The organism is Nocardiopsis metallicus, from assembly GCF_014201115.1.
Taxonomy (GTDB): domain Bacteria; phylum Actinomycetota; class Actinomycetes; order Streptosporangiales; family Streptosporangiaceae; genus Nocardiopsis; species Nocardiopsis metallicus.
Map to the genome: position 1 here is coordinate 2,884,009 of NZ_JACHDO010000001.1, position 17,572 is coordinate 2,901,580.

Here is a 17,572-nt window from a genome sequence, read left to right on the forward strand (position 1 = left end):
CCAGCGCTCTTCTCAACCCTAGGAACGGCCTTGTTTTCGCGTGCCGAATCCGGTCATCCACTGCAACGATTTGGACGGACTTGGGGTTGACACGGCCATGCTTGTCAATGATGTATCTTACTCCTTGTCAAATCGTCTTTTCGGGGTCGCATCGCGGCACCACGTCTCCATTCCGACATCGTTTCGACCCGAACGTGGTTAATCCACGGTCGGATGGCGGCCATGCATGGCCAATGTCGAATCGCTCGGTCATTGGCGGTACGAATCGGGTCATCGTTAGCCATGAACCGGCAATGATGTGGCCATTGATGGGCGGGGCTCGTCTTCCGACCACAACCACCCATGATCCGCCCGGATGATGCATCACTGCCGGGCGTGATGTGACCGGGGTTGGTACGTGCTCGTTTCGCACCCTGCCCGAAAGGCCGCCATTGCTGGCCAGCGACAGGTCATGACCGGGTGTGACATGGGCGGCCCTCGGAAGTCGTGGTCAAAGCCGGGCACGAAGCGCCCGAGACGAGGTCTGTTCTGGCCGCACACGGTCGACCGCCGTGAGGCAGCCGCGCGCGGGACGCCCTGCGCAGGTACCGCGCCCGTCCCAGATCTGGCCATGGATGGCTTGCCATTGGTCATAAATGACCATTAGGGTTGCATCTAACGCTCAATAGCATCGGCCATTGACTCGCCATCAAACACAGAGGAAGGAGAGACGGATGACCACGACGCGAGGGGTTCGAGATGGTTGCTAAGAAGAAGCCGGAGCCCAGGCGGGTCCGGTTGACGATCCCTGCCGCCGACGAGTCGTCGCAGGCGTGGATCGATCTCCAAGACGACTCGTCGGCCTCGATGCGGATGCTCATCCGCGAGTCAATCCAGCGCGACGGCTACGTCGACGTAGTCAATCGGCCCGTCGAGCAGCAGCCCCGGCGGGGACGGCCGCCGAAGAGCGAGGAGGAGGATTTCGCGCAGCCACCGCCAGTTGCCGCCGACGACGAGATCGACGGCCCCGATGCTGTCGAGGCCGAGCTGGCAGAGGAGCCCCACCACGAGGCAGAGGATGCCGAGGCGCGGACCGATTGGACACCGCCGACCGAGGAGCCGGAGCAGGTCGAGCCAGCCGCCGCCGAGCAGCCGAAGACCAAGAAGCCCCAGGCCCCCTCGGGCCTGGACGCCTTCCTCACCGGTTAGTGAGGGCCGACCGCAACGAACGCGCATTCGACGACGACAACTACTGAGAGGTTCCCCGCAGCATGAGTACGCAGAACACGAGCATGAGGCTCATCGGCGGCATCGACGTCGGCAACGGCTACGTCAAGGGAGTCGTGCGCGGCACCGTGGACGGTGAGACTGTCTACGATTCCGTCGACCTGCCCTCGGCGGTCTCGAGCACGTCCCGGTCGATGCCGAAGGTCCCCGAGGCCGACGCCCACGCGATGAGCGTGGCCGTCTACGACGACTTCTTCAATAGGTTCTCCGGGTCGTTCACCACTCCCCTGGTCGGCCACTCTGATCTGCGCACGATGGGCCGGGCTGCGCTGACGATGCGCGGGTCGAAGTTCACCCAGTTCGAGGTCACCGGGACCCGTTCGAAGGCCGACCAGGAGCTCTCGGCCGTCCTGGTCCTCGGCGTCTTCGCCGCCAAGGCCCTGCGCGACTACGTGCGTGCTCACCGCGCTCTGCCCGAGGCCGAACTGCGGGTGACCGTTCGTGCGGGTCTGGCGCTACCGATCGCTGAGTACGTCCAGCGCCGGTCAGCCTACGCCGCGCAGTTCATTGGAGCTCTGGGAGGCGCGGACCCGGCGGTGCACATGGTCACGATCAAGAACTTCTCGACTCCGGTAGCGGTGCGTCTGCAGTTCGAGGACGTGCAGGTCCTACCCGAGGGCGCAAGCGCGCAGTTCGCCATCGCCGACAAGGGCCTGGGACTGGCCCAGGCCCTGCTCGACGATCTGCGGGCCTCGGACCCGGATGCGGCGGAGGGGCTGGCCGACGTCACCGCCGAGGCACTGGTGAGCGTGCGAAACACCATCGGCGTCGACGTCGGCGAGGGCACGGTGAACTTCCCCGTCTTCACCGACGGCGACTTCAACCCGGAGGCGGCGGCGACGCTCGAGCAGGGCTACGGCACGGCGCTGACGAACGCCCTGGAGCAGATGGTCACCAGCGGGCACAAGAACCTCGCGTTCGCCAACCGCAAGCAGCTCGCTGACTTCCTCCAGACCGAGCCGAGCCCTTTCACGCGCGGCCGCTACGACATCGCCTCCGGTTTCGTCGAGGAGGAGGCCGGCTACCTCTGCGACGAGATCGGGACGCGGTTCGAGGACGTCCTGGTCGAGGTCGGCGGCACCACCGAGGTGATCTACGTCTACGGCGGCGGCTCGGGCCCGATCAAGGAGCTGCTGCGCCCGGTCCTGCAGAAGGCAGCGGGCTCCACGCCGGTGCTCTACCTCGACTCCGGCTACTCGCGCCATCTCAACCGCGAAGGGCTCTTCCTCGCCGCGACCACAGCGGAGGAGAACGCGAAGAAGGGCAAGCACAGCACCGCGGTGGCCTGAGCCTGACCACGCCCGGTCCTCCTCCCGAGCATTCCTGGGGATGAGGGCCGGGCGTTCCCGCGCCGTTCGACCTGAGGATCAAATCCCTAGGGGACTCCTCATTTAAATCATCATTGTCATGAGGCCTGGACAACCGCGCATCCGCGGATGGGGCCGCTCAAAAACCAGGTCGTGACCTGCGGCAGGCCGATCTACGCGGCCGGGCGGATGGTTGAGATGACCGGGCACGGCCCGTTGAGCGTCGTCGAGCTGCCCGCCCGGATGTGGAACGTGGCGTTCTCGGCGACGGCCGGCCTCGGCTCGAAGGCGACCCTGCTGAGCAAGGGCGCGATGCTCATGATCGGCGACCTCAAAGTGCCGCTGGTGAGGGGACGGTGAACCCAGCGATGACGGATCAGACAGAGGGGAATGGAGCAATGGACGACGAGCACAAGGGCGGTGAGACGCGACCCGGCCTGATCGAGAGGATCAAGCGGACCTACGTCGAGCGACCGATCGTCTTCGCCCTGGCGCTCTTGGGCGGCTCCGCCGTGGTCATAGGTGCCTCCGCTGTGGTCCTGGTCGTCGGCGGCTTCATGGTCGGTGACCTCGGGATGTCGACAACGCTGGCACCCGGGCCTATGCCGCCGTGACGGGGCAGAGCCGCGGGTTCACGCGGGCCTCCAGCCAGGCCCTCGCGGAGAAAAAAGAAGCCTCCCCGCCAGCAACCGCGGTTGCTGGCGGGGAGGCTTCTCTGTCGTACAGCAGGGATGCAGCGATGAGCTCGTCGTGTTAGCTCATCCGCTGGTGGGCGCGAATAGCCATGATCAATTCGCCGAGCATGTTCTGGCCGGGGGTTTGAGCGTGCCGGTCACAGAAGCAGTCGCCCCAGAACTGGTCGTGCCAGCGGTTAGTCTCGACCAGCCGGAGTGATCCGGTGGCCTGGAGCCTGGCGCTGAGCTCGGGCACGGAGAACTTCGCCATGAGCACTCGCTGCATTGCCCAGACGCGTACTCCGGCATCCCATTCCGGCCGCAGAGTTACGCGCCGTCCGCGCTTCTTACTCTCCGCTGTTGTCGGGGCAGCCAATACGTGGCGGCGTTCGTCGTCACTGAGAGTCTTCAGTGCGTTGAAGGCGTGTTCTCCAGACGGCACCTCCGTGCTGAGCTGGGAGACGAAGAAGGACGTGGTGTCGAAGTTCGACAGGAATCCAAGCTGGCCGGTGAACATGGGGGCGGGCATGGTGGTCCTCCTGGTGGTTGTGTGCCGTGGCGCTCGCGGGGATCGAACCCGCGACCTCTCGTGCATCGCCCTGCGCCGGGCCTGTCGCCTGGGTCTGCCCTCCCGGTGGTCGCGATGCGGAGTCGAACCGCGGGCAGTCAGAACGCCGAGTGCTCTGCCGCTGAGCTAGAGCGCCGAAGTAATGGTCGTGCATCGCAATGGCGGTGACCTCAGGCGGTCTTAGCCGCTCCCACCTCAGTCGCGGCGTGTCCTCGTGCGGTAGTTCCGGCACGAGGTCCCACGTCGCCCGTCCAGGGAAGCGGTGAAGATCTTCTTCGGGGAAACCCCGGCGAGGCTGTGCCGAGCCCTGCGAAACGTCGGCAGGATCGTTCCTCCGGACTGCGCAGCTGTCAGTGAACAGACCCCAGGTCCAGGCGCAGTCACACAGGGCGTAGAGGACCTCGCGCGCGTCGGACTTGGCCGCGACGGCCGCAACGGCCCCCGTCCGTACGGTGCCGCCCTGGCCCACATGAGGTCGAACATGGTGCTTTCCTTCAGATGAAGATCTGGGTACCGCGCACGATCTCGATGGCCGGGATACTCAGGCGGTAGCCTCCGACAGGGTAGGCGGGGTGATCGGAGGCGACGACGATACAGTCCCACGAGCCGGAGTGGCGCTTGCGCGGCCGCGGCTCGCGCTGGCGGCCAACGGCCGGTTCGATCTCGCCGCGAAACTGGAAGGGCACTACGACAACACGGTATTCACTCTCTCCGATAGCCCTCCAGGGCAGCTCGATGAGCAGGTCCTGGGGCCACTGGAGGATGGTCACGGGCAGCGTCGACAGCGCGTGGGTCTTCGAGCCGGCCGGGGCGGAAGCCAGACGCTTGCGCTCCTGTTCTGCGCTCTCGGTGAAAGGGAGGTGGAATGCCATGGCAATCAGTGCTCCTTGTCAGCCTTCTGCTGGGGTCGGTTGATCCGGTGGGCCTTCGTCGAGCTGGCTTCGGCCTCGTCGCCGGGCTTGGCGATGCGCGTGGTCATGCCGACCTCCAAGCGGTGATGATGTCTTTGCGAAGAAGCTCCCGAGCTCGGCTGCGCCGAGCCTGACGGCACGAGAAGTGCGGTGACAAGAGAAGACCCCGCTGCGATGGGGTAGCGGGGTCATGATGGTTGTCGCTGACGCGGTCACCAGCGTGCAATCTCAATAATGGGTCGGCAGTCGGCGACCTGAGCGCGGTGGGTGTAGCGGAAGAGCGCGATCACGTCGAAGCCGGTGCCCCAGATGACGAGGCTCGCGACGAGCGTAAGTAGAGGCAGAAGCGGGGCTCCCGTCTTGCATGCGTAGTTGGTACCGGGTATGAGTCAGACGACGTTGGCCGCGGTCCGTGCCCAGCCGAATCATCGGGCCGTAAACATGGACGACGTCCACACGCATCGGCGGGGTTGTGGTGAAGCGAAGACCCCGCGGGCGCGTCGGGGGCGGCGTCCTGGGGTGTCGACCGCTCTGCCCCGCCGCTGCGAATTCCTCCAGTCGAAGGTTCGGGGATCCAGCCGGACGGGGTTCAGATTCCCGCGGCCAGGTCCGGCATCAGACGAGAGAGTTCGCGTGCGTCGGTGTCTGCACCGATCGCTGTGGCGATGCTGATCAGCTCCTCCAGCAGAATTCGCATCTGGCCGGTGGAGCCCGCACCTCCCAAAGCCAGAGCGAGACTGCGGCCCGTCCGGATCTGCTGGTACTCGTCGCCATCAGCGACGAACCAGATGAAGACCGGTTCGAGAATGCTGATGGCCTGATCGAAGAGGTCTTCATCTCGGTAACTCTCGCCGATGCATCGCTGCATCAGCACCACTTCGCGCTCCCGGCCCTCAGCAGCGAAACGCTCACGGGCCTGGCTGACCAGCTCCCTCGCCTTCTGGGGCTCCCCTTTCTTCAGGGCGAGCGTGCCGAGCGCCTCTAAGCAGGACGCCTGCCCCAGAGAGTGCTCGACCTCTGCCCATCGCGCGCGGGAGCTCAACAGGTAGTTCTCGGCTCTGACCGGGTCGTCCTGCCACAGGTGGCACTCGCCCAAGGAGGTGAGGATGTGGGCGAGCGGAGCGGCGCCGCACTCGCGAGCCGATTCCAGGGCAACCTCGTGGCTGGTCTTCCAGGTAACCCAGTCTTTGCGGATGTTCAGCCATGCATGCAGGGCTTCGGCCATCTTCCAGGCGGCTTCGTGGCGCGCAGTCGCGTTGGCGATACGGATCGTTCCGCAGATTACGGGAGCGGTGCTGTCGAGCCATGCGAGCGCCGCATCGTAAGAATGGAACTCGGAGTGTGCTGCGGTGGAGTAGTCGGCCAGGGTCCAGCGTCGGGGGTTGATTTTGCGGTCCGCGGCCTGCGCGAGCGGCAGGAAGACGTCGATGAGTTCACCGGTCACGCGATCTGCTGCGTCCAGAGTGGGTTTCACGCGGAGGTTCCTTTCGTTGCCGGGACTGGACCGGCGCGACGGTGCGGAGCGCAATTACGGCAGGGCCTGAGTGCTCGCGCCCGCGGGCAGGTTCGACCTTGTACGGATAGGTCTCGGACACCGGGGCCTGAGTGCTCGTCACGCACGGGTGGGTTCGACCACACCGTCACACCGGGTCATCGGGAACGGTTCCGAGGAGAAACCCGCGGTGAGAGGCCACTCGGGTACCGCGTGCTTGGGGCGGTTCGCAGTTCGGCGATGACGTTGCGTCCAGGAGGCGGTCGGCTCCGACCTCGTCGAGACCGCGATGTTCCTCGCCCCAGGTCATGAGCGGGCACGGTCACGGATGGCTCCGGATTCGTCAGTGATGGGCTCACCGCTGCCGTAAGCGGCTTATGCTCGGTCATCCCCGACCAGCGACGTGAGGCTCGGTCGCAGCCGGTCCGATTGTGGTCATGTGCGGCTGGATCGTGGTCTTGGCACTGCGCCCATCGCCGGGCTGCTACAGCCCGGCGATGGGCGGGACTTCTGTAGGTAGCAGCGCCTTCGCGATTATCTTTCCCAGGTCAGTTGCTTGTCGACCCAGGCTTTGGCGACCGCGCTGAGCATGCCGTAGCGCTCGACCATCTCGACGACGGTGGCTCTCCACGGCTCGATGGTCGAGACCGCTCTGGCGATGACGGCTCGGTCGCCCTTGTCCGCGGCAAGCAGGGCGCGGGGGCGTCAGAGATCGTCATGGCGGGATTCCTTCGTCCCGGTCGTCGCTCGACCCTCGCTTCTGATGTCGGCGATCAGAGCTGAGACGAAGCGGGCGACGTGGGCGGGCCAGGTCAGGACGAGTCGGAGGCGACCAGCCCACCAGCGCCGCGTGGCGACGCGGTTCTCGGTGGGCTCCTGGCGGCACAAGTTCCACCAGTAGAAGTAGCCAAGACCGGTAACGACGCCGATCGCCAGGGAGATGTAGAGCCAGGCGGTAAACAGGAACATGATGACGGACATGAGTCAGCCTCTTTCGGTGATGGGTTCGGTGAGTCGTTGATCAACTGCTTGCACAGAGGTCTGGCGTCAGGGTTTGGGCACCTTTGCGCCAAGCGCGGCGCACAGGTCCTCGTCCTCCTCGCAGGGTTAGTCGGGCCAATCGTGAGCAACGCCGACCTTTACCTCGTAGATCAGCAAGGGCCAGTGATGAGATTGACTGGAGCCGTCTATCCGAACACCGTGAGGAGGAGGGGCCAGTCAATGTTCACGGCGAGTGTGGCGGGGCGCACGGTCGGGATGTGAACCGCTGACCTCTTGCCCTTCCGACTGAGTTCACGGGTAGGGGCACTGCTTCTATCGCTGTTGTTCCTGTGCCTGGAGCCATTGGCGTATCTCCGCGCCGGTCGTGCTGTTGCCCGAGGGCAACAGCACGACTGATCTTGCTTCGGTTCGGTGGACAGGTGTCCGCTTTCGGATACTTTGTCATTGAACGAGGAGATTGAAGTGCCCAAGACCCGCCCTGCGTACCCGCCGGAGTACCGCGATCAGATCATCGCGCTGGCCCGCTCCGGCCGTAGCCCCGAGGACCTGGCAGCTGAGTTCGAACCCTCGGCCCAGACGATCCGCACCTGGATCAATCAGGCCAAGATCGACTCCGGCCAGGCAGAGGGCACCACCAGCGATGACAAGGCCGAACTGGCCCGCCTTCGCCGAGAGAACGCCCAGCTGCGCGAAGAGCGCGAGATCCTGCGCAAGGCCACGGCTTTCTTCGTCCGGGAGACCAGTCGGTGATGTTCCGGCTGATCGACGAAGAAAAGACACGCCACTCCGTCTCCCTGATGTCCCGGCTGCTCGGCGTATCGCGGCAGGGCTACTACAAACACCACCACCGAATCCAGGACGGCCCCACGGCCAAGGAACGCTCCGACGCTGACCTGTCCGAGCGCATCCAGGGCCACCACGAGCGCTCCCGCGGCACCTACGGCTCCCCCAGGCTCCAGGCCGACCTGGCCGAGCTCGACGGCATCCGCGCTGGACGCAACCGCATCACCCGGCTGATGCGCCGCCAGGGCCTGGTCGGGGTCCACCGCCGCACCGGCCGCAAAAGCCTGACCTCCCAGGACCGGATGGCCACAGCCCCACCGGATCTGGTCGGTCGTGACTTCACCGCCCATGCCCCCAACACCAAGTGGAGCGCGGACATCACCTACGTGCCCACCGACCAGGGGTGGGTGTACCTGGCGGTGGTGATGGACCTGTTCTCGCGCCGCATCGTGGGCTGGGCGATGGCCCCTCACATGCGCGCCGATCTGGTCTGCGACGCGCTGGCCATGGCGGTGACCGCCCGCCGTCCCGGTCCGGGGCTGATCCATCACTCGGACAAGGGATCGCAATACACCAGTCTGGCCTTTGGTCGCCGCTGCGAAGAGGCAGGGATCGCTCCCTCGACGGGGCGGACGGGGTCGTGTTACGACAACGCCGTCACCGAGAGCTTCTTCGCGTCGTTGGAGACCGAGTTGATCGACCGCACCCGTTTCGCCACCAGGGCGGATGCGGAGCGGGAGGTGTTCTCCTATATCGAGGGGTTCTACAACCCCTGGCGGCGGCATTCGGCCAATGGTCAGCTCAGCCCGGCTGAGTATGAACGTCGCCACACCGAAGTTGCTCAAGACAGGCTTGCGGCGCTGTCTCAGGCCGCGTAAAACCCCAGCTCACAGGTGTCTACCGAACTGAAGCAACATCAGCGGGACCGAGCGGAAACGAACTTAGCTTCGATGTGGTTGAGCTGCTGGCCAGCACCAGGGGCCTCGTAGTGAGTGACTTGTGTCAGACGGATCGTCTGAGTCTTTCCGTTAGGGAGCTTGCGTTCCAGCAGGTCGGCTTCCTCAACATCCGCAGTGATGGGAAGGAAGGCGACGGAGGACTGGATGTGCGCCTTGACCTCGGAGCGATCCTCGGAGCCGTCAGGGGTGATACGGATACGGGTCACCGGTTTGTACATGTTCCTCAGCATGGTGTCCTCCGTGAAAGTGGGGGCGGATCTCAATCGTGGCACCGCTTAGAGACATCCCAGGATGTGCGCCTGTTCAGGAAGCACGCTCGGACCTCCTGATCGCTACGGCCGACCGGTGCCCGCGCCCTGCCCGACCATCGAAGCGATGAACCAGGCCTGACATTCACCCCAGGCGCAGCACCGCAAGGTACTTGGGTCCCTGCTCGTGGATGGTCTCCCACCGCCACGGCGAGGGGCCGATGAGCCGTTCGAGTTCGTGCGGGTCCAGCAGCAGGTAGTCGAACCATTCGGTGGCCAGGGTGCCGGCCCGGACCCGCATGCGTATCTGGCCGGGCATGCGCCCCCGGGCCCTGTTGCGGTCCTGGTAGGCGGTGTGCTCGGTGTCGCTACCAGCAGGGTCCATGCCGGTGCCGAGCAGGAGGGCGCCGGGGCGGGCCAGCGACGCCAGCTGACGCAACACCTCAGGGGCCGCCCGCTCGCCTTGGAGGAGTCCGAGATTGTTGCCCAGCAGCAGAAAAGTATCCACAGGGCCGATGCCTTCGGGTGGGTGGGCGATGGAGCCGAGCTCAGCGGCGACCCCGCGCTGGCGGGCCACCTCCACAGCCCCAGGGGACGGGTCAAGGCCCAAAACGTCCTTGCCCTGCTGTTGGAGGGCCAGGGCGTGGCGTCCGGCCCCCGTACCCACATCCAGGATGCGCCCTTGGGCCAGCGCTACCGCCCTCTGGTCCAGTTCGGACAGCTCATCGGCGGGGGTGAAGTAGCGGGTGGCGTCGGCGGCGCTGATGTAGCCGTCATCGCGTTCGGTGATCTCCCAAGCGGCGCCCGGTGCGGCGCCGGCCGCCCAGCAGCGTTGGAGCGTGCGCCCGAACGCGTCACCGATCCGGGGCTCAGAGGTGGTGTATTCCATACCGGGTGAGCCTCGCAGCTCTTCGGGCGCGGCGCAGCTGGTTTCTTTCGGCCGCGCAGGTCCGGGCAGGAACTCAGGTGCCCGGCTGGTCGCTGGCCGAAGGCGCGGGGACGAGCAGGCCCTTGCGGTAGAGGCGCACCGCCAGGTCCACGACCGTGGCAGCAGCCTGGGAGCGGCTGCAGTCAAGGCGGCGCCTGGTGCGTTGAACCGCTTCAGTCAGTCCGCGGGTGAAATGGACCGACTCCATGACGGCCAAGCACTCGTGGTTGAAGTGCCCCGCCTGCCCGGTGCGCTCATCCCCCACCACCAGACGACCCAGGCCGTCATCTGTCCAGCGCACGTACTCGGCAACGCCTACCCCGCATTGAAGGCCCTCCGCCGCGGCCAGGTGGTCGATGCCCTGTGCGGGGTTCGCCTGGTGCCAGGCGAACAGCTCCGCGGTGTAGCCCTCGTGCAGGTCCTCATCCAGGAGCTGGCGCCACTCGCAACCGGGGCACTCGATCCTGGTCTGGTGCAGGTCCGTGACGGGCGTGTGGGGAGCAGCCATGCCTTGACGGTAGTACCCCAGAACGCTCGTGTGGCGTTTTCTCAGAACAACGCTGCCCGCGGATGGCTGGCGTTCTACGCTGACTGTGCCTCGCCCCGGCCCGGGGTGTTGCTGGGCCGGGACCCAATCCAGCTGGTCTTGTCCTGGACCTGTAGGCGCTCAGACCACAGCCGTTCCGTCAGGAAGAGAACGTATGCCCACGTGGAGGATCGGCTCCAGGGGGAGCCGTCTGGCCCAGACCATGGTGACCGAAGTCCTGGACCACCTGAACGCCGCCCACCCGGAGCACACCTGGGTGCGGCGCACCATCATGAGCGCGGGAGATCAGGACCGCACCAGCAGTCTGCGCGACCTCGCCTCCGCCGGGGCCGGGGTGTTCGCCGGCGCCGTCGAACAAGCCCTGCTGGACGGGGAGATCGACGTGGCCGTCCACTCCCTCAAGGACCTGCCCACCGCCACCACCCCGGGGACGGTGGTCGCTGCGATCCCGCGCCGCCACGAGGTGCGCGATGCCCTGTGCGGCACCGCCCTGGACGCGCTCGCCCCCGGGCACCGGGTGGGAACCGGCGCGCCCCGCCGGGTGGGCCAACTCCACCACGCCTGCCCCGGTGTGGTGGCGGTCCCCATCCGCGGCAACGTGCCCCCGCGCCTGCGGCAGATGCGCGAGAAGGGCTTGTCCGGGGTGGTGCTGGCCGCGGCCGGGCTGCACCGGCTGGGCCTGCAGGAGAGCATCACCGAGTACCTGGACCCCGCCCGTTGGCCGCCCTCCCCTGCACAGGGGGCGATCGCGGTGCAGGTGCGCACTGCCGACACCGCGTTGGCCCGTGTGGTGGCCGCGGTGCACGACGAGGAGGCAGCGGCCACCACACGGGCCGAACGTGCGCTCATGGCGATCCTCGGGGGCGGCTGTCACGTACCCATCGGCGCTTATGCCACCATCCGCGCCGGAGGGCTACACCTGCTCGCCCAGGTGACCTCAACTGACGGCTCCACCACCATCCGCGCCGAGGCCACCGGAGCGGCCGACCAACCGGAGATGGTGGGCGAGCACGTGGCTCAGCGGCTCCTGGACGAGGGGGTAGAGGCCGCCCTGGCCTCCAGCGTCTGAAGCACAGGTCGCTGACAGGTTCCGCATCCGACGGCGGAAGGCGACGGGGTCGTTCGGGCGGTGTGAAGGCGAATGTGACCTGGCATGACCCGCCACCCCCGGGATACCTCCACACCACACACGAAGGACAGGACGATGCATTCACAGTGCGGGGCCTGCGCGGGCCTGGCCACACTCCATGAGCCCGTACCGGCGATCACCCAGTACGCCTCGCCCGCCTTGATCGAGCAGATCGCCTACCAGGGGTACACCCCTGGAGAGGACCCTGCCTGGAAGGTCTCAGGGGCGGCGTCGCAGGAGGAGTACGCCCGCTGGTGTCGGCACGCCTGCGGGATGGCGAGTTTGCGTATGGTGCTGCTCCACCGTGATGGGCATGCCCCGTCCCTGATGGAGCTCCTGCACGGGGTACGTCGGGCCGGCGGGTACCTGGAGCAGGCTGACGGATCGGTGAAGGGCTTGGTGTACGCGCCGTTCGTGGAGTACGTCCGTGACCATCACGGTCTGCACGCGCAGGTCCGCACCGACCTGGACACCACAGCGATGCGCGCGGAGCTGGACCGTGGGCGGATGGTGGTGGCCTCGGTCCACAAAGAGATCCGCCGCCCTCACCTTCCCCCGCCGGGGAAGGGTGGGCACTTGGTGTTGGTGATCGGTCACCGCAACGGCCGCTTCCATATCCGCAACCCCTCTGGACACACCCCCGAGACGGTTTCCGCCGTGCTGTCCGAGGCACAGGTCTCCCAGTTCTCCGCTGAGCGCGGCATCGTCGTTGACCCCACTGGGCCCTGATACGGGTCCAGAGCCTGTGCCGTTTCTCGGATCTGGCGTGTTCGCCCGTTTGCCCACCTACGGGGGCGCTGCGCTGGTAGCGTCCGTGCTCTGACCCCCTCCTCTGTGAAGGCGCTCTGTATGCAACCGCTGCCTCCCGGCCCGCTCACCCTGGCGCAGATCCAGGATTACGTGGCGAGGATGGAGCTGGAGCGCGGCTTCGCCGACAGCACCACGGTTGAGCAGGCCCTGAAGCTGGCAGAGGAGACCGGGGAGGTGTGCAAAGCGGTGCGCAAGGGCGCTTCGCTCAGCATGGACCCCAACAGCACGGTCGGGGAGCTCGGCGCGGAACTGGCCGACGTGCTGATCTATCTCGCGTCGATCGCGAACCGGGAAGGCATCGACCTGAGCCAGGCCCTGCGGGACAAAGAGTGCGTGAACGAACAACGCATCTGGCAGTGACTCCCCCAGCGCCCACCCCTTGCTGGCAGGCCGGGGACGCTCGCAGAGGGCTCTCGGCGCCCGGCCGTGTAGAAGACGTAGACGGCTCACGTCGCCCGCTTTCTGCCTGGGCTGGAGGGGCGCTGGGCGATGAACCGCAGATCCACCTGTTGTTTTCTCCAGGAACTGAGGACATGGATTCCGAGCTCACCGAACTCATCACCCCCCACACCGGGCGCATCACCGACGTGAGCCCTGTTGCCGAGGGCAGTGACTACTCGACCACTGCCGTGGTCACCGGCCAGCAAGGGCGCGTGTTCCTCAAAGCTGTCCCCGACCGCCCTGGAGGCGTGCTGGCCGAGGTCGAGCGTGAGGGGCAGATCAACCCGCACCTGAACGGGCTGGCCCCGCCCCTGCTGTGGCAGGCCCGCAGGGCCGGGTGGTTCGCGCTGGGATTCGAGGTGATCGAGGGAAGGGCGGCCGACTTCGACCCGGGCTCACCGGACCTGCCCCGCGTGGTGCAGGCGCTGGACCAGATCGCCGCTCTCCCTGTCCCGGAGGTGGCCCGCTCGTGGGTGGAGACCCGGTGGGACCGTGCTCTGCCCGGGGAGACGGTCAAGGTGGTCCGCGGCAACCACCTGACCCATGCCGACCTGCACCCCCGCAACATCCTCATCGACCGCAACGACCGGGTGTGGGTGGTCGACTGGGCATGGCCCACCGTGGCCTCGGCGCTCGTGGCACCCACGTGCCTGGCCGTGCAGCTGGTCTCCTCGGGCCATGATGCGGCCGAGGTGGAAAAGCTCCTGGCAGCGTCCACCCTGTGGGGGCAGCTCGACCTCGACGCGCTGGCGGTCTTCGCTCGGGCCGACGCGATGATGAACCGGCACTACGCGAAGATCCGCCCCACACAGGAGTGGCGGAAGGCCTTGGCCGACGCCGCTCAGCGGTGGGCCGACCACTGGACTGCATAGCCATTTGCCGCTGGACCATTCCTTGACCTGCGGTGTTCTCGGGCGGTGAGACCAGCCTTCTATGGCTGGGCCTGACCGAGAGCGAGCTCGGCGCATCGCCACGACAATTTCTGGGCGTAGTCGATGTGCCCGAGGGCCGTCATCTCGACGTCTCGCACGTCCTGGAGTGTGACAGCGGGCAGAGCACGCCGGGCCCGCTCAGTGTTGATGGCTTCCAGCAGTAGCGCTCGTTCAGCGAACACCCAGGCCGGGGCTGTTTCCTGCCCACAGGTGCGAAAGCCCGGACGCGTGTCTCGTCGGGCAGATTCACGCCGCAGCAGACCCAGCAGGTTCTGTTCGATGTGATGTACATCGCGATCCATGGGGGCGTCCCTTTCAGGGTCGGCGAGGGTGTCCTCAGCGTAGTCCCCGAAGGAGCCTCACACTGGTTTTGGGTTCACTGCCCGGGCCTCACCTGGCCACTCGTGCGGCGGGTGGTCACAGGTCGAAGAGGTGTTGTTGGACGGGCCGGTTGGTCTTGGCGGTGCGTCCGGCGATCTTGACCAGCCCGGCAAGGTCTTCGAGGGCGTCGTCGCGGTCGGCAGCGTCGATGAGCCGCATGAACACCCTCGCGGTGACGTCGACGTCGGCGGCGGCCCGGTGGCGGTCCGCGGGGCGGGGAATCGCGAAGTGGGTGAGCAGCGTGTCGAGCCTGTAGTTGTCCAGGCCCGGGGCCAGGTGCTTGGCGAGCGGGATGGTGTCGATCAGGTTGATGCGGGCCAGGGTCGGGCAGTGCTCACGCTGGTGGTAGAGGAGGTTGGCTTCGGTAGAGGCGTGATGGGCCACCAGTAGATACCGGGTGCCTGAGGTGAAGCGCCGGTCCAGTGCCCCCAGCGCCTGGGCGGGGGTCGGCGCCGCCGCGAGCTGTTGAGGGGTCAGGCCGTTCAGGGCGGTGGTGGCGGCCGTCACCGGGGCGAAGGCGGGCGGGCGGATGAGGGAGGTGCTGCGGCCGGCCTCCCTCCAGCGGCCGGCCGCGTAGCGCAGCGCCAGAGCGGCCACTTCGATGGGCTGAGGCGGGTGGCCCGCGGGGGTGGTTGCTTCGAAGTCCAGGACTATCCACACTGTGTCGCCGAATTCAGGGTCCCGCGTCAATCCGCCCATGCATCTACCCTTCCCTCTTCCGCTGCAGTTGGCGCTGGGTGCTTCGTCTGAGATCGCTCAAGCAGGCTCGGGGCTCACTGTCTGTTGTCCTGTGGCGGGCTGCGGCCCGTTCGCGGCAGGGCGGTGGCCGATGATCAGTGCTTGGCGTGTGGTGATCCGCAGGGGGCCGTCTTTCAGTCGTGCGCTCAGCACGGCCGCAACCCGTTGGAGGGTGGCCTCGAACGGTACGCCTGCCTCATCGGACCAGGCCCGGTAGGAGGCGTAGTGGTTCAGGATCGGGTCGGGGGTGTTGACCTCGATCAGCCCGTTCAGGGTGATGACGTCCACCTTGGCGAAGTGGGCGCCCACTGCTTCAGCTGCTCCCTCTGCTGGGAAGTGCTCGGAGAGTTTGATCCGCTTTGGCCCTGTGTCGGTTCCGAGCACGTCCGCGGCCGCCTGTGCCCACCACTTATCCAGTTCGGCCTTGTCGTACCGGGAGTTGGTGGAAGCGATCAGGATCCCGTCGGGGTCCAGGACACGGGCCGCCTCCGCGAGCGCCCGGTCGGGGGCGTCGACGTGGTAGAGCATGTGCATCGCCAGCACCACTTGGACGCTCTGTGACCGCAAGGGGAGGCGGGCGGCGTCGGCGCACACCACGGGTCCGGGCAGGTCGGTGAGCATGGACGCGGACAGGTCCAGGCCGATCGTTCGCACGCCGGGGCGCTCGGTGCGGATGCGTTGTAGGTAGCGGCCGTTGCCGCAGCCCACGTCCGCCCACACCCCTGTTCGGTGTCCTGCCTGTTCCAGGACCATGACGGGCAGGTCGTACTGGGGTGTTTGGTGGTCGTAGAGGCGTTGGCGGGCGGTGAGGGGGCGGTCGTCGCGGTAGGCGTGGCCGGTGAGCAGGGTGCGGTCGGTGGAGGTGCGGGGGCGGTCTTGCATGGGTTCCATCCTCATCGACCCGCGTTGGGGCTGTGGCCGGCGGGGGTGGGGGTGAACGCGGCCAGGCGGTCGCGGATTTCTCTTACGGGTGGTGCGTGGAGGCTGTGGGTCAGGGGGATGAGTCGGCGGGCGCGCTGGGTGATGCTCGCGGTGCGCTGTTCGGGTGGGCTCGCGCAGATGATGTCGATCTGTTCCAGTGCCCCGTCGGGGTCGTGGTTGCGCAGGTGAGCGGTGGCCAGGTCCAGGCGGGCGGCCAGCAGGTCCCCGGTGGAGCGGGTGGGTCCGGTGTAGAGGGTGATGGCGCGTTCGGTGTGTGCGATGGCGAGCCGGCGTTCGGCCGGTGTGTCCAGGGCGAGCAGGGCTGTGCCTGCGTAGGTGTGTGTTTTGGCTTGGGGGAAGCCCAGGACGCCCGGTAGGACCATCTGCCCGTGGTGGTCTTCGGCGGCGGCGATGGCCTCCCGGGTGGTTCGCCTATCGCCGAGCGCGGCTGCCGCACGGGCGCGTAGGGCGTGCAGGCGGGTGAGGTTGCTGTCGGTGGCGCTGTGGGTGAGCCCGGCTTCGGCGGCTCGTAAGGCGTCGTCGGGGCGGCTGTCCCAGTAGGCGATGAGGCTGTGCAGGGCGCAGACCCATGCCTGCAGGCCGGGGTCGGTGACCCGGTCGGCCAGAGCCCGCGCTGCTGTGGCGTGGACCGTGGCGTGGGCGTAGGCGCCGGCGTCCATGCTGGCGTGGGTTTGCAGGCCCACCAGCCGGGTGGCGGCGATGTGGGCGCGGCGGGACTGCTCGGGGTGGGTGAGGGTCGAAGCCAGGTGCAGGGCTGCGCGGCAGCGTTCGATGATGTGCGGGTAGAGCTCGGTGAGCGGGGTGTGGACGTAGGTGCTGCACAGTCGGTGCACGTCCGCTTCCAGTAGATCCACAGCCTGCTCGGGGGCCGTGCCGCTCACCAGAGCGCGCACCTGTTCGAGGGTGGTGGTGGCGTCCTGTCCCAGGCGCTGTTCCCAACGCGTGCTTGTGGAGCGGGGCCGCGGCCCCGCGGCAGGGTAGCTGGTCGTGAGGGGTGCCCCCAGGGCGGAGAGCACCCGGGTGATGACATCGGGGCGGGTCAGGCCCTGCCCGGCCAGGGCCCGGGTGATGGTGCTCTGGGTGAGACCGCACAAGGCGGCCAGGGCCTCGTGGGTGAGACCGGTGGCGCGGTGCAGCAACAGCACCACGGTGCGGGCATCACGAGCGCCGAGAGCGTGGGTCACCCCTGGCCGGTCCCAGAACCCGGGAGGGATGCACGCACACCCTGAGGTGCTGTCTCTGCGCTCTCGTGCGCAATGCACACACATCATCGCGTTCGTCACCCATCATGCAATAAACGAGGAATATGTGATTTTTCTACTGCGCCAACTTCATTCACCCAGCAGACCAACTCTCCGTTTTCGCAGGTGAGATTAGGAGAATCGAACACTGCGCATGAGTTCGTTTTCGCATATGCGATCTCGCATGGTCTGGTGAGGGAATTTCGACGATACTGCGCCAGGCGGCCTTACACCGAAGGGCTGGGACGGCCGTGCCCTCTTGTGCCCGTAAAG

The 17,572-nt window shown here is 66.9% G+C and carries 20 protein-coding genes and 1 tRNA gene; 9 read left to right on the forward strand and 12 right to left on the reverse strand.

What is annotated here, in order from left to right:
• The first annotated feature begins 738 nt into the window (after positions 1-738).
• From HNR07_RS12410 to HNR07_RS12425, 4 genes are all read left to right on the forward strand, one after another.
• Positions 739-1,188 carry a prolipoprotein diacylglyceryl transferase gene (locus tag HNR07_RS12410; RefSeq protein ID WP_184365113.1) on the forward strand — a complete coding sequence of 150 codons (450 nt, stop codon included), beginning with the start codon at positions 739-741 and terminating at the stop codon, positions 1,186-1,188.
• 62 nt (positions 1,189-1,250) lie between these two features.
• Positions 1,251-2,555 (forward strand): acetate and sugar kinases/Hsc70/actin family protein, encoded by a 1,305-nt coding sequence (locus tag HNR07_RS12415; protein ID WP_184365114.1) that lies wholly within the window; start codon positions 1,251-1,253, stop codon positions 2,553-2,555.
• A 147-nt stretch (positions 2,556-2,702) separates the two neighbouring features.
• Positions 2,703-2,933 carry a hypothetical protein gene (locus HNR07_RS12420; protein WP_184365115.1) on the forward strand — a complete coding sequence of 77 codons (231 nt, stop codon included), beginning with the start codon at positions 2,703-2,705 and terminating at the stop codon, positions 2,931-2,933.
• A gap of 38 nt (positions 2,934-2,971) precedes the next feature.
• Positions 2,972-3,187: a hypothetical protein gene (locus tag HNR07_RS12425; RefSeq protein ID WP_184365116.1), complete on the forward strand. Its 216-nt coding sequence runs from the start codon at positions 2,972-2,974 to the stop codon at positions 3,185-3,187.
• Positions 3,188-3,326: 139 nt separating this feature from the next.
• Here the strand turns inward: HNR07_RS12425 and HNR07_RS12430 are convergent, their stop codons facing one another.
• From HNR07_RS12430 to HNR07_RS12450, 5 genes are all read right to left on the reverse strand, one after another.
• Positions 3,327-3,776: an NADAR family protein gene (locus tag HNR07_RS12430; protein ID WP_184365117.1), complete on the reverse strand. Its 450-nt coding sequence runs from the start codon at positions 3,774-3,776 to the stop codon at positions 3,327-3,329.
• 27 nt (positions 3,777-3,803) lie between these two features.
• Positions 3,804-3,951 (reverse strand) — tRNA-OTHER (locus HNR07_RS12435).
• A 358-nt stretch (positions 3,952-4,309) separates the two neighbouring features.
• Positions 4,310-4,687, reverse strand: a complete 378-nt coding sequence (locus HNR07_RS12440; protein WP_184365118.1) for a hypothetical protein — start codon at positions 4,685-4,687, stop codon at positions 4,310-4,312.
• Positions 4,688-5,315: 628 nt separating this feature from the next.
• Positions 5,316-6,200, reverse strand: a complete 885-nt coding sequence (locus HNR07_RS12445; RefSeq protein WP_184365119.1) for a tetratricopeptide repeat protein — start codon at positions 6,198-6,200, stop codon at positions 5,316-5,318.
• A 723-nt stretch (positions 6,201-6,923) separates the two neighbouring features.
• Positions 6,924-7,199 carry a hypothetical protein gene (locus HNR07_RS12450; RefSeq protein WP_184365120.1) on the reverse strand — a complete coding sequence of 92 codons (276 nt, stop codon included), beginning with the start codon at positions 7,197-7,199 and terminating at the stop codon, positions 6,924-6,926.
• Positions 7,200-7,682: 483 nt separating this feature from the next.
• On the opposite strand from HNR07_RS12450, the gene HNR07_RS12455 reads away from it, so the two are divergent.
• A protein-coding gene (locus tag HNR07_RS12455; RefSeq protein ID WP_184371482.1) for an IS3 family transposase occupies positions 7,683-8,881 on the forward strand; the annotation gives its coding sequence in 2 pieces (ribosomal slippage) (positions 7,683-7,926 and positions 7,926-8,881; 1,200 coding nt in all).
• Between the two features lie 38 nt (positions 8,882-8,919).
• On the opposite strand, the gene HNR07_RS12460 is transcribed toward HNR07_RS12455, so the two are convergent.
• The 3 genes from HNR07_RS12460 to HNR07_RS12470 all read right to left on the reverse strand — a co-directional run bounded on the left by HNR07_RS12460 (position 8,920) and on the right by HNR07_RS12470 (position 10,646).
• On the reverse strand, positions 8,920-9,180 hold the full coding sequence (locus tag HNR07_RS12460) for a hypothetical protein (protein WP_184365121.1): 261 nt from the start codon (positions 9,178-9,180) through the stop codon (positions 8,920-8,922).
• Between the two features lie 175 nt (positions 9,181-9,355).
• Positions 9,356-10,099, reverse strand: coding sequence for a class I SAM-dependent methyltransferase (locus HNR07_RS12465; protein WP_184365122.1), 744 nt, complete (start codon positions 10,097-10,099; stop codon positions 9,356-9,358).
• A gap of 73 nt (positions 10,100-10,172) precedes the next feature.
• Positions 10,173-10,646 carry a hypothetical protein gene (locus tag HNR07_RS12470; protein ID WP_184365123.1) on the reverse strand — a complete coding sequence of 158 codons (474 nt, stop codon included), beginning with the start codon at positions 10,644-10,646 and terminating at the stop codon, positions 10,173-10,175.
• Positions 10,647-10,839: 193 nt separating this feature from the next.
• Between HNR07_RS12470 and hemC the strand changes: the two genes are divergently transcribed.
• The 4 genes from hemC (at position 10,840) to HNR07_RS12490 (ending at position 13,937) form a co-directional block, all read left to right on the forward strand.
• Positions 10,840-11,754, forward strand: coding sequence for a hydroxymethylbilane synthase (gene hemC, locus HNR07_RS12475; RefSeq protein ID WP_184365124.1), 915 nt, complete (start codon positions 10,840-10,842; stop codon positions 11,752-11,754).
• 135 nt (positions 11,755-11,889) lie between these two features.
• Entirely contained in the window at positions 11,890-12,543 is a 654-nt protein-coding gene (locus HNR07_RS12480) for a C39 family peptidase (protein ID WP_184365125.1), read from the forward strand.
• Positions 12,544-12,663: 120 nt separating this feature from the next.
• Positions 12,664-12,984: a MazG nucleotide pyrophosphohydrolase domain-containing protein gene (locus tag HNR07_RS12485; RefSeq protein WP_184365126.1), complete on the forward strand. Its 321-nt coding sequence runs from the start codon at positions 12,664-12,666 to the stop codon at positions 12,982-12,984.
• A 173-nt stretch (positions 12,985-13,157) separates the two neighbouring features.
• The gene (locus HNR07_RS12490) at positions 13,158-13,937 is read left to right on the forward strand and encodes a protein kinase family protein (protein ID WP_184365127.1); all 780 of its coding nucleotides are present in this window, start codon (positions 13,158-13,160) and stop codon (positions 13,935-13,937) included.
• Between the two features lie 59 nt (positions 13,938-13,996).
• On the opposite strand, the gene HNR07_RS34350 is transcribed toward HNR07_RS12490, so the two are convergent.
• The 4 genes from HNR07_RS34350 to HNR07_RS12510 form a co-directional block, all read right to left on the reverse strand.
• Entirely contained in the window at positions 13,997-14,179 is a 183-nt protein-coding gene (locus tag HNR07_RS34350) for a hypothetical protein (protein WP_221318792.1), read from the reverse strand.
• Positions 14,180-14,414: 235 nt separating this feature from the next.
• Positions 14,415-15,077, reverse strand: coding sequence for a 3'-5' exonuclease (locus tag HNR07_RS12500; protein WP_184365129.1), 663 nt, complete (start codon positions 15,075-15,077; stop codon positions 14,415-14,417).
• A 57-nt stretch (positions 15,078-15,134) separates the two neighbouring features.
• Positions 15,135-15,998: a class I SAM-dependent methyltransferase gene (locus HNR07_RS12505; RefSeq protein ID WP_184365130.1), complete on the reverse strand. Its 864-nt coding sequence runs from the start codon at positions 15,996-15,998 to the stop codon at positions 15,135-15,137.
• Between the two features lie 11 nt (positions 15,999-16,009).
• Positions 16,010-17,242 (reverse strand): helix-turn-helix domain-containing protein, encoded by a 1,233-nt coding sequence (locus tag HNR07_RS12510; RefSeq protein ID WP_184365131.1) that lies wholly within the window; start codon positions 17,240-17,242, stop codon positions 16,010-16,012.
• Between the last annotated feature and the right edge of the window lie 330 nt (positions 17,243-17,572).

Bases quoted from the DNA above. Each gene is read 5' to 3' on its own strand.
- HNR07_RS12440 (WP_184365118.1), bottom strand. From the start codon at position 4,687: ATGGCATTCCACCTCCCTTTCACCGAGAGCGCAGAACAGGAGCGCAAG.
- HNR07_RS12410 (WP_184365113.1), top strand. From the start codon at position 739: ATGGTTGCTAAGAAGAAGCCGGAGCCCAGGCGGGTCCGGTTGACGATC.
- HNR07_RS12490 (WP_184365127.1), top strand. From the start codon at position 13,158: ATGGATTCCGAGCTCACCGAACTCATCACCCCCCACACCGGGCGCATC.
- hemC (WP_184365124.1), top strand. From the start codon at position 10,840: ATGCCCACGTGGAGGATCGGCTCCAGGGGGAGCCGTCTGGCCCAGACC.
- HNR07_RS12505 (WP_184365130.1), bottom strand. From the start codon at position 15,998: ATGCAAGACCGCCCCCGCACCTCCACCGACCGCACCCTGCTCACCGGC.
- HNR07_RS12485 (WP_184365126.1), top strand. From the start codon at position 12,664: ATGCAACCGCTGCCTCCCGGCCCGCTCACCCTGGCGCAGATCCAGGAT.
- HNR07_RS12500 (WP_184365129.1), bottom strand. From the start codon at position 15,077: ATGGGCGGATTGACGCGGGACCCTGAATTCGGCGACACAGTGTGGATA.
- HNR07_RS12460 (WP_184365121.1), bottom strand. From the start codon at position 9,180: ATGTACAAACCGGTGACCCGTATCCGTATCACCCCTGACGGCTCCGAG.
- HNR07_RS12470 (WP_184365123.1), bottom strand. From the start codon at position 10,646: ATGGCTGCTCCCCACACGCCCGTCACGGACCTGCACCAGACCAGGATC.
- HNR07_RS12450 (WP_184365120.1), bottom strand. From the start codon at position 7,199: ATGTCCGTCATCATGTTCCTGTTTACCGCCTGGCTCTACATCTCCCTG.
- HNR07_RS12425 (WP_184365116.1), top strand. From the start codon at position 2,972: ATGGACGACGAGCACAAGGGCGGTGAGACGCGACCCGGCCTGATCGAG.
- HNR07_RS12480 (WP_184365125.1), top strand. From the start codon at position 11,890: ATGCATTCACAGTGCGGGGCCTGCGCGGGCCTGGCCACACTCCATGAG.
- HNR07_RS12420 (WP_184365115.1), top strand. From the start codon at position 2,703: ATGGGGCCGCTCAAAAACCAGGTCGTGACCTGCGGCAGGCCGATCTAC.
- HNR07_RS12465 (WP_184365122.1), bottom strand. From the start codon at position 10,099: ATGGAATACACCACCTCTGAGCCCCGGATCGGTGACGCGTTCGGGCGC.
- HNR07_RS12430 (WP_184365117.1), bottom strand. From the start codon at position 3,776: ATGCCCGCCCCCATGTTCACCGGCCAGCTTGGATTCCTGTCGAACTTC.
- HNR07_RS12415 (WP_184365114.1), top strand. From the start codon at position 1,251: ATGAGTACGCAGAACACGAGCATGAGGCTCATCGGCGGCATCGACGTC.